The organism is Terrimonas ginsenosidimutans, assembly GCF_022012415.1.
GTDB classification, from domain to species: Bacteria; Bacteroidota; Bacteroidia; order Chitinophagales; family Chitinophagaceae; genus Terrimonas_A; species Terrimonas_A ginsenosidimutans.
This window is the reverse complement of record NZ_JAKLTR010000002.1, coordinates 572,382-588,046: the sequence shown is the minus strand read 5'-3', so window position 1 is coordinate 588,046 and position 15,665 is coordinate 572,382. Positions and strand designations below refer to the sequence as shown.

Here is a 15,665-nt window from a genome sequence, read left to right as displayed (position 1 = left end):
GAAGGAAATGGTCTTTTATGATTTCGTGTAGCCGTTACTACTGTAAAAAGCCGATCAACGATAAAATAGCCTGATGGGAATAGTATAATGCTAAAAATGCCTTCTGTAATACAGAAGGCGTTTTTGTGCGGGTCATGTCAGGCTAGCCAAAAAAGAAACCCTTCCGGTCAGAAAGGGTTTCCCTGATAATTAATTTAAACCGGTATTATTTACCGAATGCCCAGAAGATACCAGCCTGGATCACGCTGTTCTTGAAATCAGGATCGATGTTACCAACGCCGCTGAAATCACCGACTTTAGACAAACCGGCAAGGTAACGGGCTCCGATACCGAAACCGCCTGCACTCTGGAAGCCAAGACCTGCACCAAGGGAAAGGTCAAGGTTTTTCGCAAAGTCGTTAATGGTTGAATTACCCACATCCTCACTGATCTTAAAGCCAAACTGCGGACCGGCTTCCAGATAAAAGCCGCTGCTTGTTTTGAATTTAGCCATGATAGGAACAGTGATATAAGTCAATTTGAAGTCATAGCTTCCTGATACATCCTCTGCTTTAGCACCCTGAGTGGACACCAGAGCCTCGGGCTGAATAGAGAAACCTCCAAAGGCGATATTCAGAAAACCGCCCGCATGAAAACCGATGAGTGCTTTTTTATCGACGTTCTGAAAATTGCCACCGGTAAAGTTAGATACGTTCACACCTGCTTTCAAACCGCCTGAAAGATTCTGACCGAAACCGGTAACACCCGCCAGTAAGAAGACAGCTACAAATACTTTTTTCATAAAAATTAGTTTGTTAATGACTAGCGCAATTCAAATAGAATGCCAATGACAGGTTCACATATCAAACCGGCGGTCATTGTAGAGGTAAAAAGTAGCCGTTCAAAAGTAAAATGACGGTTGTAAAAATGACCCGCTGTCAGGAATGGTATATTTCTTCTATAATAGTTTTATATTCATCCCAGATTATTGTTACATGAAAAATATACTCTTGTTTGGTGCAGGAAAATCTGCAACTGTACTGATAACTTATCTGCTGGAACACGCAATCGAAGAGGATTGGAAGGTGGTTGTTGCTGATGCGAACCTCGCACTTGCAAACGAAAAGATCAATCATTCCCCCCACGGCGAAGCTGTATCATTTGATATAAGGGATGACGCCAAAAGGCATGAATACATCATGGGAGCTGACCTCGTTATTTCGATGTTGCCACCTTTGTTACATAATACAGTAGCAAGGGACTGTCTCCGGTCTGGTAAACATTTGCTCACTGCATCGTATGTTGATGATGAAATGAAGGGCATGGCAGATGAGATAAAAAAGAAGGGATTGCTTTTTCTTTGCGAGATCGGACTTGACCCGGGGATCGATCACATGAGTGCGATGAAGATCATTGATGAGATCCGGAGCAAAGGGGGAAAAATAACCTCATTCCGTTCGCATTGCGGAGGATTAGTCGCACCTGAAAGTGACGACAATCCGTGGCATTATAAGATCAGCTGGAATCCGCGTAACATCATTCTGGCGGGTAAGGCCGGTGCACATTATCGTGAAGACGGACAGGAGATCCGGTTGAAGTATGAAGAGTTGTTTTCTCCGGATAGAATTGTAACAGTGCCGCAGCATGGAACTTTCAGTTGGTACCCCAATAGGGATTCACTAAGCTATGCGCCATTATATGGCTTGGAAGATACAGTAACGTTTGTGCGTACTACGCTCCGACATCCTGAATTCATGCTTGGGTGGAAGAATGTGATTGAATTGAAAATGACAGATGAAACTCCTGCTTATGAAAGCGATGGTCGCACTTTGCAGGAATTGCTTCGGGAGCATCTGGATAAACATGGCTTCCAGCAATGGCTGGAACGATTAACGTCTGGTTTTTCGCGGACAAATAATCTGTTGGAGAATTTGTTGAAACTTGTTGAAGCGGAAACGCGGGTGACGGATAAAGGAGTGGAAGTTCCCGCATCGTTTCTCGCGACTGATGCGGCCGGCAGGTTGCAGGAGATAGAGATTGGCCAGGTAAAGGCAGAAGCTGCGTCGCTTGTAAGTACGCAGATACATGAGGCAAACATTGTGCTGAAACAGCTTTTTTATCTGGGACTGGAAGATAAGCACACGATGGTCAACAAAGGTTTTTGCAGTCCGGCGGATCTGCTGCAGTTAGCGGTGGAGAAGCGCCTCAGCCTTCAGCCGCAGGACAAAGACATGATCGTAATGTTGCATGAGTTCGGTTATGAGATGGGTGGGCAGCGTCATTCGCTGCAGAGTTCGCTTGTTGTGAAAGGTGAGGATAGTTTGCGTACGGCGATGGCAAAGACAGTGGGGTTACCATTGGGGATTGCTGCAAAGCTGATTTTGAGGAATGAGATATCGTTAACGGGATTGCATATTCCAACAGGAAAGGAGATTTATGAGAAGGTGTTAAGGGAACTGGAGGATTATGGGGTGCGGTTTGAAGAACGCGAATGAGATACGAATGGACGCGAATGGACTTCCTGGAATTATTGGATGGCCGGATTGGATTGAGGGTTTGGGGGCGTAGATAGTTGGGCGGGCTTTGCGTGGACGAAAGGAGGGATTCTTCAAACCTGGATAATCGCGACTTCCCCCACCATCCCCCTTGGGCCCTCCCCCGCCACCACCACCAGGGTTCCTGGATGCCAGGACTAAGTCTCGGACAATACCTGTCCGTACCAGCAACGCTCCACGCTGGCTAAAACTCCCTTTCGGTAAGGCTAGACAACAATACCTCCTCTTGTGCACCCAAGTTGAATATCATCAACACAAATATCCCAAAGGCACAAAGATGGGCAAAGAGAAAAAAACAAAATTTTTAAGTAAAATAACGAGAGAGAAATGATGAAAAACTGCTAAAGAATGCCCATGCATTTTTAACCGGACACAACAGGTTTGACGCTCCCCATTCGGATCCTTTGATATTGATCCACGTCACATCCGGGCTTTCCGCCATTCAATTATTGCACCTGTTTTTCCCTCACATTCAACTGCTGATAATCGATTCCCCGGAACACCAGCTTATATCGCCCCGGTTTCAGATACAGGCTGTAATATCCATAATCAGACGCAATATATGTTTGATCAGCCGGTACCAGTTGTTCCAAAGGAGCGCGATTAAATTCATCTTCATAATAAGCCTGCACCAGAAACAGGTTTCGTTCCTGCGGAGATACAGACACTTCTTTCCTCTCTCCATTTAACGACAGCCAGGATGGCCGGTTATTTTTATATGACGTCGCGGGATGCACCACATAAATATCATACCCTTCCTGTTCGATCAAAGTATATGGTTTACGGCCCTTCAACAAAACCACCGGCTCATCGATCCTGATCTTTTGCATCAGCTCTTTGTGATATACCCTTCCAAAATCGGTGGTACTGCCTTCGGTAAAGTTTGTCTGATTGACGGTCAGCGGATCAATGCCGGTTTGCATTTTAAAAGCAAGCCCCATAGGAACGACCGCAGCTCCCAAAGCCGCTTCTGAGACGTGCCCATATCCAGCATGGACCAGGATCCTGGCCGCAGGATCCTGCTGAATGATCTTATAAATATTTGCAGCCTGTATGGAATCCCTTACAGAAGCTGTATGACGGGCCCCTGCCGTGTCTTCATAAGGCACAAGTGTGTAACCAAGAGACAGCGCTTTGCGGATAAGTTCGCCGGCAACAGGTTCCTGGGCATAATAACCGGTGGTATGATCAAGCTTTGTCAATGAGGCATTGCCGTGATTATTCAGCATTTCCATCGCGAGATAACGATATCCCTGCTGATAAAGAGGCTCAAGCAAACTGTAGGTAAATGCACGGTGCAAAGGCTTATCATGGGCTTCATTGATCATCACAACTTTTGCATCGAGCGCGCGGCCAGCGATATATGTAGCAGCACTGATCGACTGCAGGTCTTTGATCTGCTTTACCTGTTGCTGTATGAATGTGTGCCCGTCAGCGGATAACGTGTCAAGGTTTCTGTTAGTGTAGATCTCCGCGGTTTTATAATCTCCTACAGCGGCGAGTTGCTGACTGAAAATATCATTGAAGCTTTTGTCGCCATATATCTTCTTTACACGATCCTCCCATCCGATCGCCTCGTACAGTGGGCGCAGATAGTTGACCTCCCCCGGCTTGAATGCCTTAAAGAAATTCTGATAAACAGAATCATCTTTTCCGCGGGCCTTCGACGAAACATAACGCCGGATCTGCTCTACCGGCGTCACTTGTTGGGCTGGCAATGAATAGGCCAGCAATAGTATCACTGCAAGTGAAAATAACTTTTTCAATTTTGTCATATCCGCCGCAATATTAAGGAGCCTGCTGTTACCGAAAGCCTAAAGTTGTCAACGCATGGATTGCAGCCGGTTAGTCAGCTCTATGATCCCTTCCGTTGCAGGTTTCTCGATCCTGAAAAGATTCTCCATCGGCGAAGTGGACGGGATCCGTTTATCAACAATGAACTTTGGCGTCGCCGGGTCAACGTAATGTAGCAGACCCGCAGCGGGGTATACAACCAGGGAAGTCCCTATGACCACAAAAATATCTGCTGTATGGACAATGGGAAGAGCTTCTTCGATCTTTGGTACGGGCTCTTCAAACCAAACGATCGCGGGGCGCAATTGATGCCCGTGCTCATCCCTGTCCCCTATCTTCATATCCTCCCGGATCTCGTAAAGGATATGTTCGTCATATTCGCTGCGCATTTTGAAGATCTCCCCGTGCAAATGCAACACACGGCTTGATCCGCCACGCTCATGCAGGTCATCAATATTCTGCGTAATGATCGTCACATTAAAATCCTTTTCAAGTGCGGCAAGACCAGTATGTGCTGCATTCGGCTCAGCGGCTGCCACATCTTTACGTCTCATGTTGTAAAAATCGAGCACCAACTGAGGATTACGCCGCCATGCACGCGGTGTGGCCACTTCGGTCACTTCATATCCTTCCCACAACCCATCGCTGTCACGAAAAGTTCTCAGCCCGCTTTCAGCACTGACGCCCGCCCCTGAAAGCACAACAAGGTTCTTTCTTCTATTATTCACCTGAAATATTTCCTGAAAATTAAATCAAAAAAGTAAGTGCTGTGATCATCCTGTCAGGAAACTTTCAGCCGTTTAAATTTTCTTTTAAAGATCCAGTACCCGAGGAGTATAAACAACCAGAGCGGCCAGACTGCAATGGCTGATAGAAGCAACCAACTGACCCAACTCATACCTGTACTCAGCGCGTTTTTCAGTTGAGTTACAAAACCGGGATCATCGGACTTCTTCGCAGCCGCATTCAATACCTGGAAATAAGTGAAATTGATCGTGCTGTAGGCGGACGCATGTCCAAGATAATTTAATCTCCCATCAGCAGCTTCAATATCTTCCTGGATCGAATTGATCTCTTTCTCCACGGTAAACACATCCTCCATGGTTTTGGCCATACCAAGCAATTCTGTATAACGCTGACGAACTTTTTTCTTTGCCATCATTCTCGACCGGGTATCGATCACCTCTGCTGTTACGTCCTGTGACGAGATCTTTCTTTGCACGACACTTAGAACGTCTTTATCAATACCTGATATAGCATTATCAAATTGCGTAACAGGTACTTTTATGACAAGATGGTTCTGTATGCGATAATCATCCTGGTTTTGTTCTTCGCTGGAGATATATCCGCCAAGATTTTTGACTTTCTGATTTAGTAAATTATAAAATAGCTGATGATCTTTTACTTCCACATTGATCTCTGCTGTTTTAATGATCTTCCTTGACCAATCCTGTGCTTCAACATGTGTTACGGTACGGGACGGCTGCTTCGCGCCCGGCGGCTGCTGTTCATTTTCCTGATATTCCTTTTCAAAATCAGTAGGCGTATCCTGTTCCGCCTCTGGAGGCGAAAACTGTTTCAGTTCCGTTACTGCAACATTCGCTTCCGTTTCTTTTTTGCTTACTGAATCAGCTTTTTCGTTGGTTGAATTACACGACAGGAACGTCAGCATTGACACGGCGATCAATGCTCCATACTGAAGCAATCTCATAATGTTTTTATTATTGTTGAATAGATAAAATAGATATCACCTGAAGAACAGGTGAAAAACATAAGCCTGCTGTAAGATGCTGTTTTGAATAAAATGCATAACTGCAAAAGATATTGGATAAACGGCTGCGAAAATGAACTAGCAATACTTTATACAGGCTACAATTAAAAGGTAACCTTCCATCTACCCCTTTCTGTAAAAAATATAAAAAGAAAAGGCTGCGAAAACGCAGCCTCTATGTTGTCTCGATATTTTAAACTATACTTTTTCTCCAGCCATCTCCATCACGATCTTCCATTCCTTATCAGTCACGGGTTGAACAGATAACCTGCCCAGTTTGACCAATGCCATATCAAGAAGCTCTTTCGTGCCTTTTATATCAGCAAGACTTACCGGTTTTTTGAGTTTTTTATGCGGAGCGAAATCAACGGCTACCCAGGCCTCTTCAGGAGTTGTCGGGTCCTGGTATGCTTCTTTCACGACCTTAGCTATACCAACGATTTCAAGGCCTTCATTGCTATGATAAAAGAATGCAAGATCTCCTTTCTTCATTGCTTTCAGGTTATTCCTGGCGGCATAATTGCGCACGCCATCCCAGAAAGTCTGCTTGTCTTTTTCGAATTGCTCCCAGGAATATTTAAACGGTTCAGATTTGATCAGCCAGTGTGCCATACGTTATAAGTGCTTTTATGGATTTCAAATTTAGCAGAAGTTCAATAAAAAAAATCATTTGAAGACGGCAATCCGGATGGAAACCATTCTCCGTAACTAACTGTGACTGTTGCGCGGCAAACTCCAACAATAATATTACACTTATCAACTCAATCAATTATTATGAAAAAGATCAGAACATTCAGCGTATTACTGGCCTCATTATTTTTACTGAATACTTCCTATGCACAAAAAACGGTAGAAGTGGGAGGTGCTCCAATGTATCCTTCCAAAAACATTGTGGAGAACGCTGTAAATTCAAAGGACCATACTACCCTCGTTGCCGCCGTTAAGGCTGCAGGGCTTGTTGAAACATTACAGGGTAAAGGACCATTCACCGTGTTTGCACCCACAAATGCAGCGTTTGATATGCTGCCAAAAGGAACGGTTGAATCACTGGTAAAACCAGAGAATAAAGACAAACTTACTACTATCCTCACCTACCATGTTGTTGCAGGTAAACTCGATACCAAAGAACTCGACAAATGGATCAAAGCAGGTAATGGAACGGCTGAACTGAAAACCGTACAGGGTGGTAAACTCTGGATCATGAAGAAAGACGGTAAATACTGGGTGAAGGATGAAAAAGGCGCTACTGCAGCTATCACTATAAAAGATGTTTATCAGAGCAATGGCGTGATCCAGGTCATCGACCACGTTTTAATGCCTTAAACAACTCATCAATCGCGATTTCCTCCACTAAAAAAGATTGAACCCCGGCAATCCGGGGTTCGATCTTTTACGTATATATTACCTGACTAAAAACATTTTGACCCGTTCCCTATAAGACTGATGGCAGCCCGCCATTTAAGAATTTGATTCAGGGCAAACCAGGCCGGATTCTCTTCGTGAGAGCCGGCCATTTTCGTTGACGGCTAGACCCTATCCTTTTACAGGTAAACATTCAGCGTAGCTGACCAAAATTCACCTATGTGCGGATCTAAATGAAAGTCGCGGGAAAATGCAGATGGACGACAATGCAGTCAACCCTAATGGCAAATCAACTCACCATCCGTTTGCCAGCACATCCGCGAGATGCAATGCCTGTATCGGGTAACCTTTATGCTTGATATAACCCTGCAGGTGCATCAGGCAGGAAAGGTCTGTAGAGATCAGATATTGTGCGTCGGTGGCAACAGCGTTCTCGACTTTCTGTTCAGCCATTCCGATCGAGATTGGTTCGAATTTAACGGCAAATGTGCCTCCAAAGCCACAGCAGGTTTCCACGTCATTCATTTCTGCGATCTCCAGGCCCTGCACCCGGTTAAGAAGACGGCGCGGCTCTGCTTTGATCTTACACTCTCTTAAACCCGCGCAACTATCATGGTACGTTGCCCGGCCATTCAGGACAGCACCAACATCCTCCACCTTCAGGACCTGCACCAGGAATTCAGAAAATTCGAACAGGCGCTTGCTCACATCGGCTACCTCGTGGTGCAAAGAAGAGTTTTCAAACAGCTTTGTATAGTAATTACGGACGAATCCAACGCAGCTGGCACTTGGCGCTACGATGTAATCAATACCCTGGAAGTCTTTCAGGAATTTAGTGCAGACCGATTTTGCTTCGTCCCAAAATCCGGCGTTGAATGCCGGTTGACCGCAACAGGTCTGCGAGGAATTATAACTCACCGTACACCCGGCTTTTTCCAGCACCTTCACCATGTTAAAGGCGGTTTCCGGAAAAAGCTGGTCAACAAAACAAGGAATAAAGATCTGTACATTCATACTCACAAATACCGGAACAGGTTATTTAATTGATCGTTGCAGTGAGATCATTTTCAATGCGGTGATCGCGGCTTCTTCGCCCTTGTGACCATGCTTTCCCCCAATACGTTCCTGTGCCTGCTCGTCAGTATTTACTGTAAGCACACCAAAGATCGTTGGAGCTGACAGGAGAAGATTAAGCTGGGTCACGCCATCTGTCACCGAACTGCATACATACTCAAAATGCGGTGTATCCCCCTTGATTACGCAGCCCAGTGCAATGAAAGCTGAAGGCTTCGGACCTGTTGTCCTTTCCCAGAATTGCCTGATCGCAAAAGGGATTTCCACAGCTCCCGGGACAGTGAGGACCACAATTGAACCCACTTTATACTTTTCCAGAACGCTGACGCAACCCCGCTCCAGCTCATCGATAATTGCGGCGTTCCACTCGGTTTTCACTAAAACGACGCAGGCATCCTCCATCGGGAGAATGCCTGTGCCTGTATGTAATAGTTTACTGTTTGCTATATCAGCCATGATCAGTTTACATTATATTCACCCAGCAGCGCCAGGTATTTATCTGCCTCAAATCCTTGCTGGGTCATTGGGTATTTCTGTTTCAGCTCGGTATACAAAGAAACCGCTTCTTTCTGATCTTTGATCACATTGCCTGCCAGGTAAGCAGCCATGAACAAAGCTTCTGCAGATGCAGTCTGATCCTGCTCAAAATGATGAGCTGCTTTTTTATAGTTCTCCAGTGCTTCTTTGCTCTGGCCAAGATCTGCGTAAGCATCACCGAGGAGCTTATATGCACGCTGCTGGATTTGTTTTGCGTCTGTGCTGAAGTCTTTCAGATGTTTAACCGCATTCTGGTTGTCGTCCAGTTTCAGATAGCAACTGCCCGCATAGAAATGAGCGAGATTACCGGCTTTCGTACTACCATACTCGCTGATCACTTTCAGAAATCCAGGATACTGACCGTCGCCATTCAGCGCCTTTTGGGTTGAGTCCATGCGGAAGTAATCTTCTGCTTTGAACATCGCTTCAGTCGCTTTTTCCTCCTTGGGAATGGTCACGAAATGCTTAAATCCCCAGTAGCCTGCAACACCTACGAGCAAACCAACTCCTACTGCGAGGATGACTTTGCTGTTCCTGGTCCAGAAATCCTGTGCTTTGGCAACAGCCACTTCACTTTTTTCAACACCTGTTGCCTGAATATTGTCTGACATTTTATCTGCTTGTTTTTGGTGGAATTTCAAATTAAAAAATAAAAACTCGAAAGTAAAAATTCCTATTTCAAATTGGAATACCCCATACTGGAGGAAGCCTCTTTTCTTTTGAAATTTTACTTTGACTTAATATCTAGTCGACGATGAACGGATAGTTCTGATCAACATAAATATCCTTCAGAACTTCGTCATCATTCGGCCATGGGCTTTCTTCTGCGAATTTAACTGAGGCATTAACGATGTCGTCTACCCTTTTATCGATGGCTTCGAGGTCTTTCTCAGCAGCAAATTTGTTGTTGAGGATCACATCCCGCACCAGAGCGATCGGATCTTTCGCTTTGTATTCATCCACTTCTTCCTTTGTGCGATATTTCTGTGGATCGCTGATTGAGTGGCCTTTATAGCGATATGTTTTAATTTCAAGTAAAGTAGGGCCGCCACCTTCACGTGCTCTTTTCACCGCACGGGCAACACCTTCATGCACGGTTTCAGGATGCATGCCATCCAGCTGGTCCGCAGGCATTTCGTAGCCATCAGCCAGTTTGTAGATATCCACCACGTTGGAAGTCCTTTCAACGGATGTACCCATTGCGTAGTTGTTATTCTCGCAGATGTAGATCACCGGGAGCTTCCAGAGCATAGCGAGGTTAAAGCTTTCGTGCAGGATACCCTGGCGGGCAGCTCCATCGCCGAAATAGCAGAGAACCACGTTGTCTGTACCATTATATTTTTCAGCAAACGCGAGTCCGGTACCAGTACCGATCTGCGCACCTACGATCCCGTGTCCACCGAAAAAGTTTTCCTTTTTGCCGAAGAAGTGCATACTTCCCCCCTTTCCTTTTGCGCAACCGGTAGCTTTACCATAAAGCTCCGCCATACAGCTATCCACCGATACGCCTTTGGCAATAGCCAGACCGTGGTCGCGATAAGCCGTAATGAACTTGTCGTCAGGTTTTGTAGCAGTCATACATCCTGCGGCAATCGCTTCCTGGCCAATGTAGGCGTGGAAGAAGCCACGGATCTTACCTTCCATTTTATACTTTTCTTCTGCTATCAATTCGAACTGGCGGATGAGCTGCATCAGCTCATACCAGTAGAGGTAGGTTTCTTTGGAGAATTTTGATGCCACCGATTACAGATTTGGGTTTTTTAGCTCTTTTTTACGGGAGGCAAAAATAAGGGAAAGTTGGTGGAATTTCATCTAAAGTTTTCTGGGCCAGTTTATAGGGATCGGCTGAGGCTACAGCGCCCTGAACAGTTTCCCGGTCTGCCAATACTCCCACTTCAGAAGTTCTCCCGCCGGTGGCACTGCGGCGGAGTGGGCAATGCCGGTAAGTGAATGGTTTGTCCTGGGCTTGTCCGATGGCCGATGGCCGGACTCCGCAATTTGATAGTGCCTGAAAAAACGGCATCTTCAAAGGGCAACATCGACAAATGCGAGATGTTTTCTATATGTTTCTTTCTTTCGGCCATGCCATCGGTGATACAGGAAGATTTTTCTAACTACATTGGGCAGAATCGGTGAGTAGGTAAAAGAAAAGACTGAAGGTTTGCACCCCGGCCAACGTTCCACTCGTGCTCAAGCCTGAACGACCTTTTCAGCCAAACCTCCTAATTCGCTATCTTGCAACCCCATGCTTCGCATTGAATCACTCGCCTTACTCCAATTTAAAAACTATTCCGATCGGGTTTTCAAGACTCCGGAACGGGTCATCGGTATCTGCGGACTCAACGGCATCGGTAAGACTAACCTCCTGGACGCCATCCACTATCTCTGTTTTACCAAAAGTTATTTCAGCCGCCAGGACGCTACCAGCGTCCAGCAGGGGAAAACCGGCTTCCGGATCGAAGGCCAGGTCGTTCTGCAGGACAAACCTGAAAAAGCGGTCTGCGTTCTTCGCGAGAACGGGAAGAAGGAGTTTTCCATCAACGGGCAGGCTTACGACAAATTCTCGCAGCATATAGGCCGCTACCCCTGCGTGGTCATCGCCCCGGATGACGCGTCCCTGATCACCGGAAGCAGCGAAGAACGAAGGAAATTCCTGGATTCTCTTCTCTCCCAGCTGGATGCAGGGTATCTCCAGCAACTGATCGTATACACCAAAGTGCTTCAGCAACGAAACTCCCTGTTGAAATCATTTGCCGAAACCGGACAAAAAGATCTATCCCTTCTTGAAGTGATCGATCAGCAATTGATCCCTGCAGGAGAATACGTCTTTAACAAGCGGAAAGAATTTCTCGTTTCTTTTCTGCCCGCCGTGAAACACGCCTATCTCGATATTGCCCGGCAACAGGAAGAACTGCATCTCTTTTATGAAAGTGAATTACTGCGTGCAGAATTCCCGGAATTATTACGGGCCACCCGTCAGAAAGACCTGCTGTCTCAACGTACCGCTACCGGTCCGCACAGAGACGATATCGAGATCAGCATGGGGAAAATGCTGTTCAGGAACATCGCTTCCCAGGGGCAACGCAAAAGCCTTCTCTTCGCATTAAAACTTGCCGAGATGGATGTACTGCAACAGGAAAAACATTTCCCTCCCCTCCTGCTGCTCGATGATGTATTTGAGAAACTTGATGAAGAACGGATCGCCAACCTGCTGGAAAAAGTCTGCATTAAAAACGAAGGACAGGTGTTCATCACCGACACAAATAAAGAGCGGCTTACCCTTCAGCTCGAAAAGCTTGGTGTCGCGTTTGGGATGATCGGGCTATAGTTCCATCCGGCAAGTTTGCGCATCAATCCTATTTTTCTCTTTTCCCTCTTTTCCCCTCTTAGCTTACCTTTGCCTCATGGGCGAATATTCTTTCAAGGCAGCCATGCAGCTATACCTCAACAAAAGCAGGATCAAAGGTGATATACAGGCTTTACAGATCGACGAGGTCTGGGAAAAGATCATGGGAAAAACAGTCGCCCGTTATACCGACAAACTTCAGATCTTTGGCGACAAGCTCATCATCACCACTAATGTCGCACCGCTTAAACAGGAACTAAAGTATCAGAAAGAAAAGATCATCCAGCGTGTTAATGAAGCCCTGGGACAAAAAGTGATCAACGAAGTCGTTATCCAGTAAGTGAAGCGTTGCAAGCGCTTAAAAGTCTGGAGGTTTAGGCGTTTAAAAGTTACCGGTTTAATGATTGAAGAATTAAACGATCAAACGCTTAAAGTTTTTATACTTTCCTCACCCTCGGATCCACCACTCCATACAGAACATCTGCCAGGATATTCACCAGTATAAAAAATCCGGCGGCGATAAGTACGGATCCCATTACCACGGGATAGTCGAGTTTCTCCAGTGCATCCACTGTCATCTTTCCGATGCCCTGCCATCCGAAAATGTATTCGACAAAGAAAGCACCTGCCAGTAATTCAGCGAACCACCCGGTGATGGCGGTAATGACCGGGTTCAGTGCATTTCGTAATGCATGTTTCCAAACAACTTTGCGGCGGCTTAATCCTTTTGCATAAGCAGTTCGTACAAAATCCTGGTCAAGCACATCCAGCATGGAGCTTCTCGTTAGCTGCGTGATGATCGCAAGCGGGCGGATACCCAAGGTGATCGCAGGAAGGATCAGGTTTGCCAGTGTCAGTTTTTTCGCGCCCGTGACCGGATCTATATCAAACCAGCTTCCCGAAATATGCAGTCCTGTCCAGTCGGTCAGTACAAAACCAAAAATATAGGCGAGTATTATGCCCATAAAAAAGGATGGTGCGGAAATCCCCACAATACTTGAGAAGATCGCTGTTGTATCAAGCCAGGTATTTTGTTTTACGGCGGCCAGCACGCCCAGGGGAATACCGATCGCTACAGCGATCAGCATTGCCGCCACAGCCAGTAAGAGCGTTCCGGGTAATGCCTGCAACAGCATATCTCCGACATTCCTCTTGGTCTGATAAGATTTACGCAGATAAGGAACTTTGAAGGCCAGCTTTGTTTCGCCCCCGATAAAAAATCCTTTCAGCTTCTTCTGCTTTATCTCTTCTTTACTATGGATCGCAACCGGTGATACATCGTTCAGGTAGAACATGAATTGTTTCCAGCGGGGCTGATCAAGATAAAGTTCTTTACGGATGTTCGCCTGGGTAGCTGCATCACCCGATTGTCCCATCACCAGCCGGCTTGGATCTCCAAAGCCCTGGAAAAGGAAGAACACCAATACCACCACGCCAATAAGCACGAGTATGCCGTACAATATTTTTTTGGTGATATAACGAAGCATAACCTGTGAACTTTTTTATTTGAAATGATCTATTGTATCAGCGAAGTGATCTTCTCCATGCGCTTGTAGCTCTGCTTCTCAACGATCGTTCCCTCCTTTAAAAGATAAACCGAAGGATTGGTGCGTGAAGCAGTACGTATCGCGGTATTATCGCAGGTAAAGATCTGGATATCGCCAAAGCTGGTTGCGGCGAACTGGCGTTTTGCTTCTTCCGAACGCCCCGTGATCGCATAGACCGGAATATTTTTCGCTTTTGCAGAGGCGTAAAGTTTTTCAAAATCCGCTTTCCAGGCGGATACCGGTGTAGAAAAATCTTCCGCAAAAAGAAGGATCGCCCGTGGCTGGGATAACACAACATCCGTAGAATCCGCATCCGTAATACCTGATAACGTAAAGCCTTTGATCGGTGGTTCAGCGTTTCCTTTTCTGATCAGTTTATCCTCGCGGCTTTTATAGGTGTAACTGCCAAGATCCGCAGGCAGGTTTTCTGGTGCAAATTCAACATCTTTTCCATCTTTCTGATAGATGAAACGGATCGCAAAACTATCAGTGATCGCGCCCTCCGGAACCTTCATCTTGTCTTTGATATTATAATTTTTCTTGTATGCCAGGCAATCGAATAAGGGAAGATAATTCAGCATATACCATTGCACACCGAAACTGAAAACAGTTCCCAGCACCATCAATGCCACATTCAGTTTGTTGCTGAATAAAGGGTTGATCTTATCACGATGCCTGAACAGGAAAAGGATCATCACCGTGAGAATGACGTCTTTCAGGAAAGATGTAAGCGGCGTGATCGGAATACAATCCCCGAAACAGCCACAGTTCTTGAATTTGCCGGAAAGAAAAGCATATCCCGTAAGAAAGGTAAAGAACACGATAAGCAGCAATAGCAGCCATATGAACAATTTCATTCGCCAGCCAAGAAGCAATGCCACACCGGCAATGATCTCAAAGGCGATCATGACTACAGAGAGCCAAAGCGTATGACCGTTAAATTGTTCCATTCCCCAGAGTTCAAAGAACTCCTGCATTTTATAACTCAATCCAAGCGGATCATTGGCCTTGATAAGGCCTGAAAATATAAACAACAATCCAACGAGAACGCGAACGATATTGATCAGTAATTTCATAGCTTGATTTTTATGGGATAGAATGCCCCGGGAACTTTTGCGGGTCATTCACTCACTTTTTGTCTTCCGAAGAAAGGATCAATGCGAACACTGAGTAATTGATGATATCATGATAGTTGGCATCCACTCCTTCACTGATCAGCGTCTTGCCATCATTCGCGAGGATCTGTTTGATTCGCAAAAGTTTCATCAGTATAAGATCAACAAAGCTTTCCTGGCTCATGCTGCGCCATGCTTCACCATAGTCGTGGTTCTTATCCTGCATCAGCCGTTTTGTTTCGGCAATATGCCTGCTGTATAAGTCCGATACAGTTTCCACTGCCAGTTCTTCCGGCGCATCAGGTTTGAGTTCCAGTTGGATAAGTCCGATCACGGCATAGTTGATAATGCCTTTGAATTCTCCACCGATGTCGTCGGCGATCTTTTGCTGCTTCTTTTCCTGTATGGTACGGATCCGCTGGGCTTTGATGAACAGCTGATCGACCACGGAGATCGTGCGCAAAACACGCCATGCGGTACCATAGTCAGCTGTTTTCTTGAGAAAAATGTCCCGGCAGCCAGTAATTACCTGGTCGTATTGGTCGTTTGTTGATGCCATAATGTAAGTAGATCTGGTACAAATGT

The 15,665-nt window shown here is 45.9% G+C and carries 16 protein-coding genes; 4 read left to right on the top strand and 12 right to left on the bottom strand.

The window, feature by feature from the left end; translation table 11 throughout:
• Positions 1 to 205: 205 nt before the first annotated feature.
• Positions 206 to 781: a porin family protein gene (locus LZZ85_RS04925; RefSeq protein WP_237869077.1), complete on the bottom strand. Its 576-nt coding sequence runs from the start codon at positions 779 to 781 to the stop codon at positions 206 to 208.
• A 193-nt stretch (positions 782 to 974) separates the two neighbouring features.
• Here LZZ85_RS04925 and LZZ85_RS04920 point away from each other — a divergent pair, with 193 nt between their 5' ends.
• Positions 975 to 2,474 (top strand): saccharopine dehydrogenase C-terminal domain-containing protein, encoded by a 1,500-nt coding sequence (locus LZZ85_RS04920; protein WP_237869075.1) that lies wholly within the window; start codon positions 975 to 977, stop codon positions 2,472 to 2,474.
• Between the two features lie 506 nt (positions 2,475 to 2,980).
• Here LZZ85_RS04920 and LZZ85_RS04915 read toward each other — a convergent pair.
• The 4 genes from LZZ85_RS04915 to LZZ85_RS04900 form a co-directional block, all read right to left on the bottom strand.
• Positions 2,981 to 4,309 (bottom strand): hypothetical protein, encoded by a 1,329-nt coding sequence (locus LZZ85_RS04915; protein ID WP_237869067.1) that lies wholly within the window; start codon positions 4,307 to 4,309, stop codon positions 2,981 to 2,983.
• A gap of 48 nt (positions 4,310 to 4,357) precedes the next feature.
• Positions 4,358 to 5,056, bottom strand: a complete 699-nt coding sequence (locus LZZ85_RS04910) for an SIR2 family NAD-dependent protein deacylase (protein ID WP_237869065.1) — start codon at positions 5,054 to 5,056, stop codon at positions 4,358 to 4,360.
• Between the two features lie 53 nt (positions 5,057 to 5,109).
• On the bottom strand, positions 5,110 to 6,039 hold the full coding sequence (locus tag LZZ85_RS04905; RefSeq protein ID WP_237869056.1) for a DUF4349 domain-containing protein: 930 nt from the start codon (positions 6,037 to 6,039) through the stop codon (positions 5,110 to 5,112).
• 258 nt (positions 6,040 to 6,297) lie between these two features.
• Positions 6,298 to 6,711, bottom strand: coding sequence for an EVE domain-containing protein (locus tag LZZ85_RS04900; RefSeq protein WP_237869054.1), 414 nt, complete (start codon positions 6,709 to 6,711; stop codon positions 6,298 to 6,300).
• Positions 6,712 to 6,873: 162 nt separating this feature from the next.
• Here LZZ85_RS04900 and LZZ85_RS04895 point away from each other — a divergent pair, with 162 nt between their 5' ends.
• Positions 6,874 to 7,422 carry a fasciclin domain-containing protein gene (locus tag LZZ85_RS04895; RefSeq protein ID WP_237869052.1) on the top strand — a complete coding sequence of 183 codons (549 nt, stop codon included), beginning with the start codon at positions 6,874 to 6,876 and terminating at the stop codon, positions 7,420 to 7,422.
• Positions 7,423 to 7,755: 333 nt separating this feature from the next.
• Here LZZ85_RS04895 and LZZ85_RS04890 read toward each other — a convergent pair whose 3' ends face one another.
• The 4 genes from LZZ85_RS04890 to pdhA all read right to left on the bottom strand — a co-directional run bounded on the left by LZZ85_RS04890 (position 7,756) and on the right by pdhA (position 10,812).
• Positions 7,756 to 8,475 carry a (Fe-S)-binding protein gene (locus tag LZZ85_RS04890; protein ID WP_237869234.1) on the bottom strand — a complete coding sequence of 240 codons (720 nt, stop codon included), beginning with the start codon at positions 8,473 to 8,475 and terminating at the stop codon, positions 7,756 to 7,758.
• 21 nt (positions 8,476 to 8,496) lie between these two features.
• On the bottom strand, positions 8,497 to 8,991 hold the full coding sequence (gene ribH, locus LZZ85_RS04885; RefSeq protein WP_237869050.1) for a 6,7-dimethyl-8-ribityllumazine synthase: 495 nt from the start codon (positions 8,989 to 8,991) through the stop codon (positions 8,497 to 8,499).
• A 2-nt stretch (positions 8,992 to 8,993) separates the two neighbouring features.
• Complete coding sequence (locus LZZ85_RS04880) at positions 8,994 to 9,683, bottom strand: tetratricopeptide repeat protein (RefSeq protein ID WP_237869048.1); 690 nt, start codon at positions 9,681 to 9,683, stop codon at positions 8,994 to 8,996.
• Positions 9,684 to 9,816: 133 nt separating this feature from the next.
• On the bottom strand, positions 9,817 to 10,812 hold the full coding sequence (pdhA, locus tag LZZ85_RS04875) for a pyruvate dehydrogenase (acetyl-transferring) E1 component subunit alpha (RefSeq protein WP_237869046.1): 996 nt from the start codon (positions 10,810 to 10,812) through the stop codon (positions 9,817 to 9,819).
• 505 nt (positions 10,813 to 11,317) lie between these two features.
• Here pdhA and recF point away from each other — a divergent pair.
• Positions 11,318 to 12,400 (top strand): DNA replication/repair protein RecF, encoded by a 1,083-nt coding sequence (gene recF, locus LZZ85_RS04870; RefSeq protein ID WP_237869044.1) that lies wholly within the window; start codon positions 11,318 to 11,320, stop codon positions 12,398 to 12,400.
• A 76-nt stretch (positions 12,401 to 12,476) separates the two neighbouring features.
• Positions 12,477 to 12,758: a DciA family protein gene (locus LZZ85_RS04865; RefSeq protein ID WP_237869034.1), complete on the top strand. Its 282-nt coding sequence runs from the start codon at positions 12,477 to 12,479 to the stop codon at positions 12,756 to 12,758.
• A gap of 97 nt (positions 12,759 to 12,855) precedes the next feature.
• On the opposite strand, the gene LZZ85_RS04860 is transcribed toward LZZ85_RS04865, so the two are convergent.
• Genes LZZ85_RS04860 through LZZ85_RS04850 form a run of 3 tightly spaced genes read right to left on the bottom strand, consistent with a single transcriptional unit; the run spans position 12,856 to position 15,639 of the window.
• Positions 12,856 to 13,905 carry an ABC transporter permease gene (locus tag LZZ85_RS04860; RefSeq protein ID WP_237869032.1) on the bottom strand — a complete coding sequence of 350 codons (1,050 nt, stop codon included), beginning with the start codon at positions 13,903 to 13,905 and terminating at the stop codon, positions 12,856 to 12,858.
• Positions 13,906 to 13,934: 29 nt separating this feature from the next.
• The gene (locus LZZ85_RS04855) at positions 13,935 to 15,041 is read right to left on the bottom strand and encodes a BT_3928 family protein (RefSeq protein ID WP_237869030.1); all 1,107 of its coding nucleotides are present in this window, start codon (positions 15,039 to 15,041) and stop codon (positions 13,935 to 13,937) included.
• Positions 15,042 to 15,093: 52 nt separating this feature from the next.
• The gene (locus tag LZZ85_RS04850) at positions 15,094 to 15,639 is read right to left on the bottom strand and encodes a DUF1599 domain-containing protein (RefSeq protein ID WP_237869028.1); all 546 of its coding nucleotides are present in this window, start codon (positions 15,637 to 15,639) and stop codon (positions 15,094 to 15,096) included.
• Positions 15,640 to 15,665 lie beyond the last annotated feature (26 nt).

What these genes read in the sequence shown, in the direction of transcription:
- LZZ85_RS04925 (WP_237869077.1), bottom strand. Translation starts at nt 781, where the DNA reads ATGAAAAAAGTATTTGTAGCTGTCTTCTTACTGGCGGGTGTTACCGGT.
- LZZ85_RS04920 (WP_237869075.1), top strand. Translation starts at nt 975, where the DNA reads ATGAAAAATATACTCTTGTTTGGTGCAGGAAAATCTGCAACTGTACTG.
- LZZ85_RS04915 (WP_237869067.1), bottom strand. Translation starts at nt 4,309, where the DNA reads ATGACAAAATTGAAAAAGTTATTTTCACTTGCAGTGATACTATTGCTG.
- LZZ85_RS04905 (WP_237869056.1), bottom strand. Translation starts at nt 6,039, where the DNA reads ATGAGATTGCTTCAGTATGGAGCATTGATCGCCGTGTCAATGCTGACG.
- LZZ85_RS04900 (WP_237869054.1), bottom strand. Translation starts at nt 6,711, where the DNA reads ATGGCACACTGGCTGATCAAATCTGAACCGTTTAAATATTCCTGGGAG.
- LZZ85_RS04895 (WP_237869052.1), top strand. Translation starts at nt 6,874, where the DNA reads ATGAAAAAGATCAGAACATTCAGCGTATTACTGGCCTCATTATTTTTA.
- LZZ85_RS04890 (WP_237869234.1), bottom strand. Translation starts at nt 8,475, where the DNA reads ATGAATGTACAGATCTTTATTCCTTGTTTTGTTGACCAGCTTTTTCCG.
- ribH (WP_237869050.1), bottom strand. Translation starts at nt 8,991, where the DNA reads ATGGCTGATATAGCAAACAGTAAACTATTACATACAGGCACAGGCATT.
- LZZ85_RS04880 (WP_237869048.1), bottom strand. Translation starts at nt 9,683, where the DNA reads ATGTCAGACAATATTCAGGCAACAGGTGTTGAAAAAAGTGAAGTGGCT.
- recF (WP_237869044.1), top strand. Translation starts at nt 11,318, where the DNA reads ATGCTTCGCATTGAATCACTCGCCTTACTCCAATTTAAAAACTATTCC.
- LZZ85_RS04865 (WP_237869034.1), top strand. Translation starts at nt 12,477, where the DNA reads ATGGGCGAATATTCTTTCAAGGCAGCCATGCAGCTATACCTCAACAAA.
- LZZ85_RS04860 (WP_237869032.1), bottom strand. Translation starts at nt 13,905, where the DNA reads ATGCTTCGTTATATCACCAAAAAAATATTGTACGGCATACTCGTGCTT.
- LZZ85_RS04855 (WP_237869030.1), bottom strand. Translation starts at nt 15,041, where the DNA reads ATGAAATTACTGATCAATATCGTTCGCGTTCTCGTTGGATTGTTGTTT.
- LZZ85_RS04850 (WP_237869028.1), bottom strand. Translation starts at nt 15,639, where the DNA reads ATGGCATCAACAAACGACCAATACGACCAGGTAATTACTGGCTGCCGG.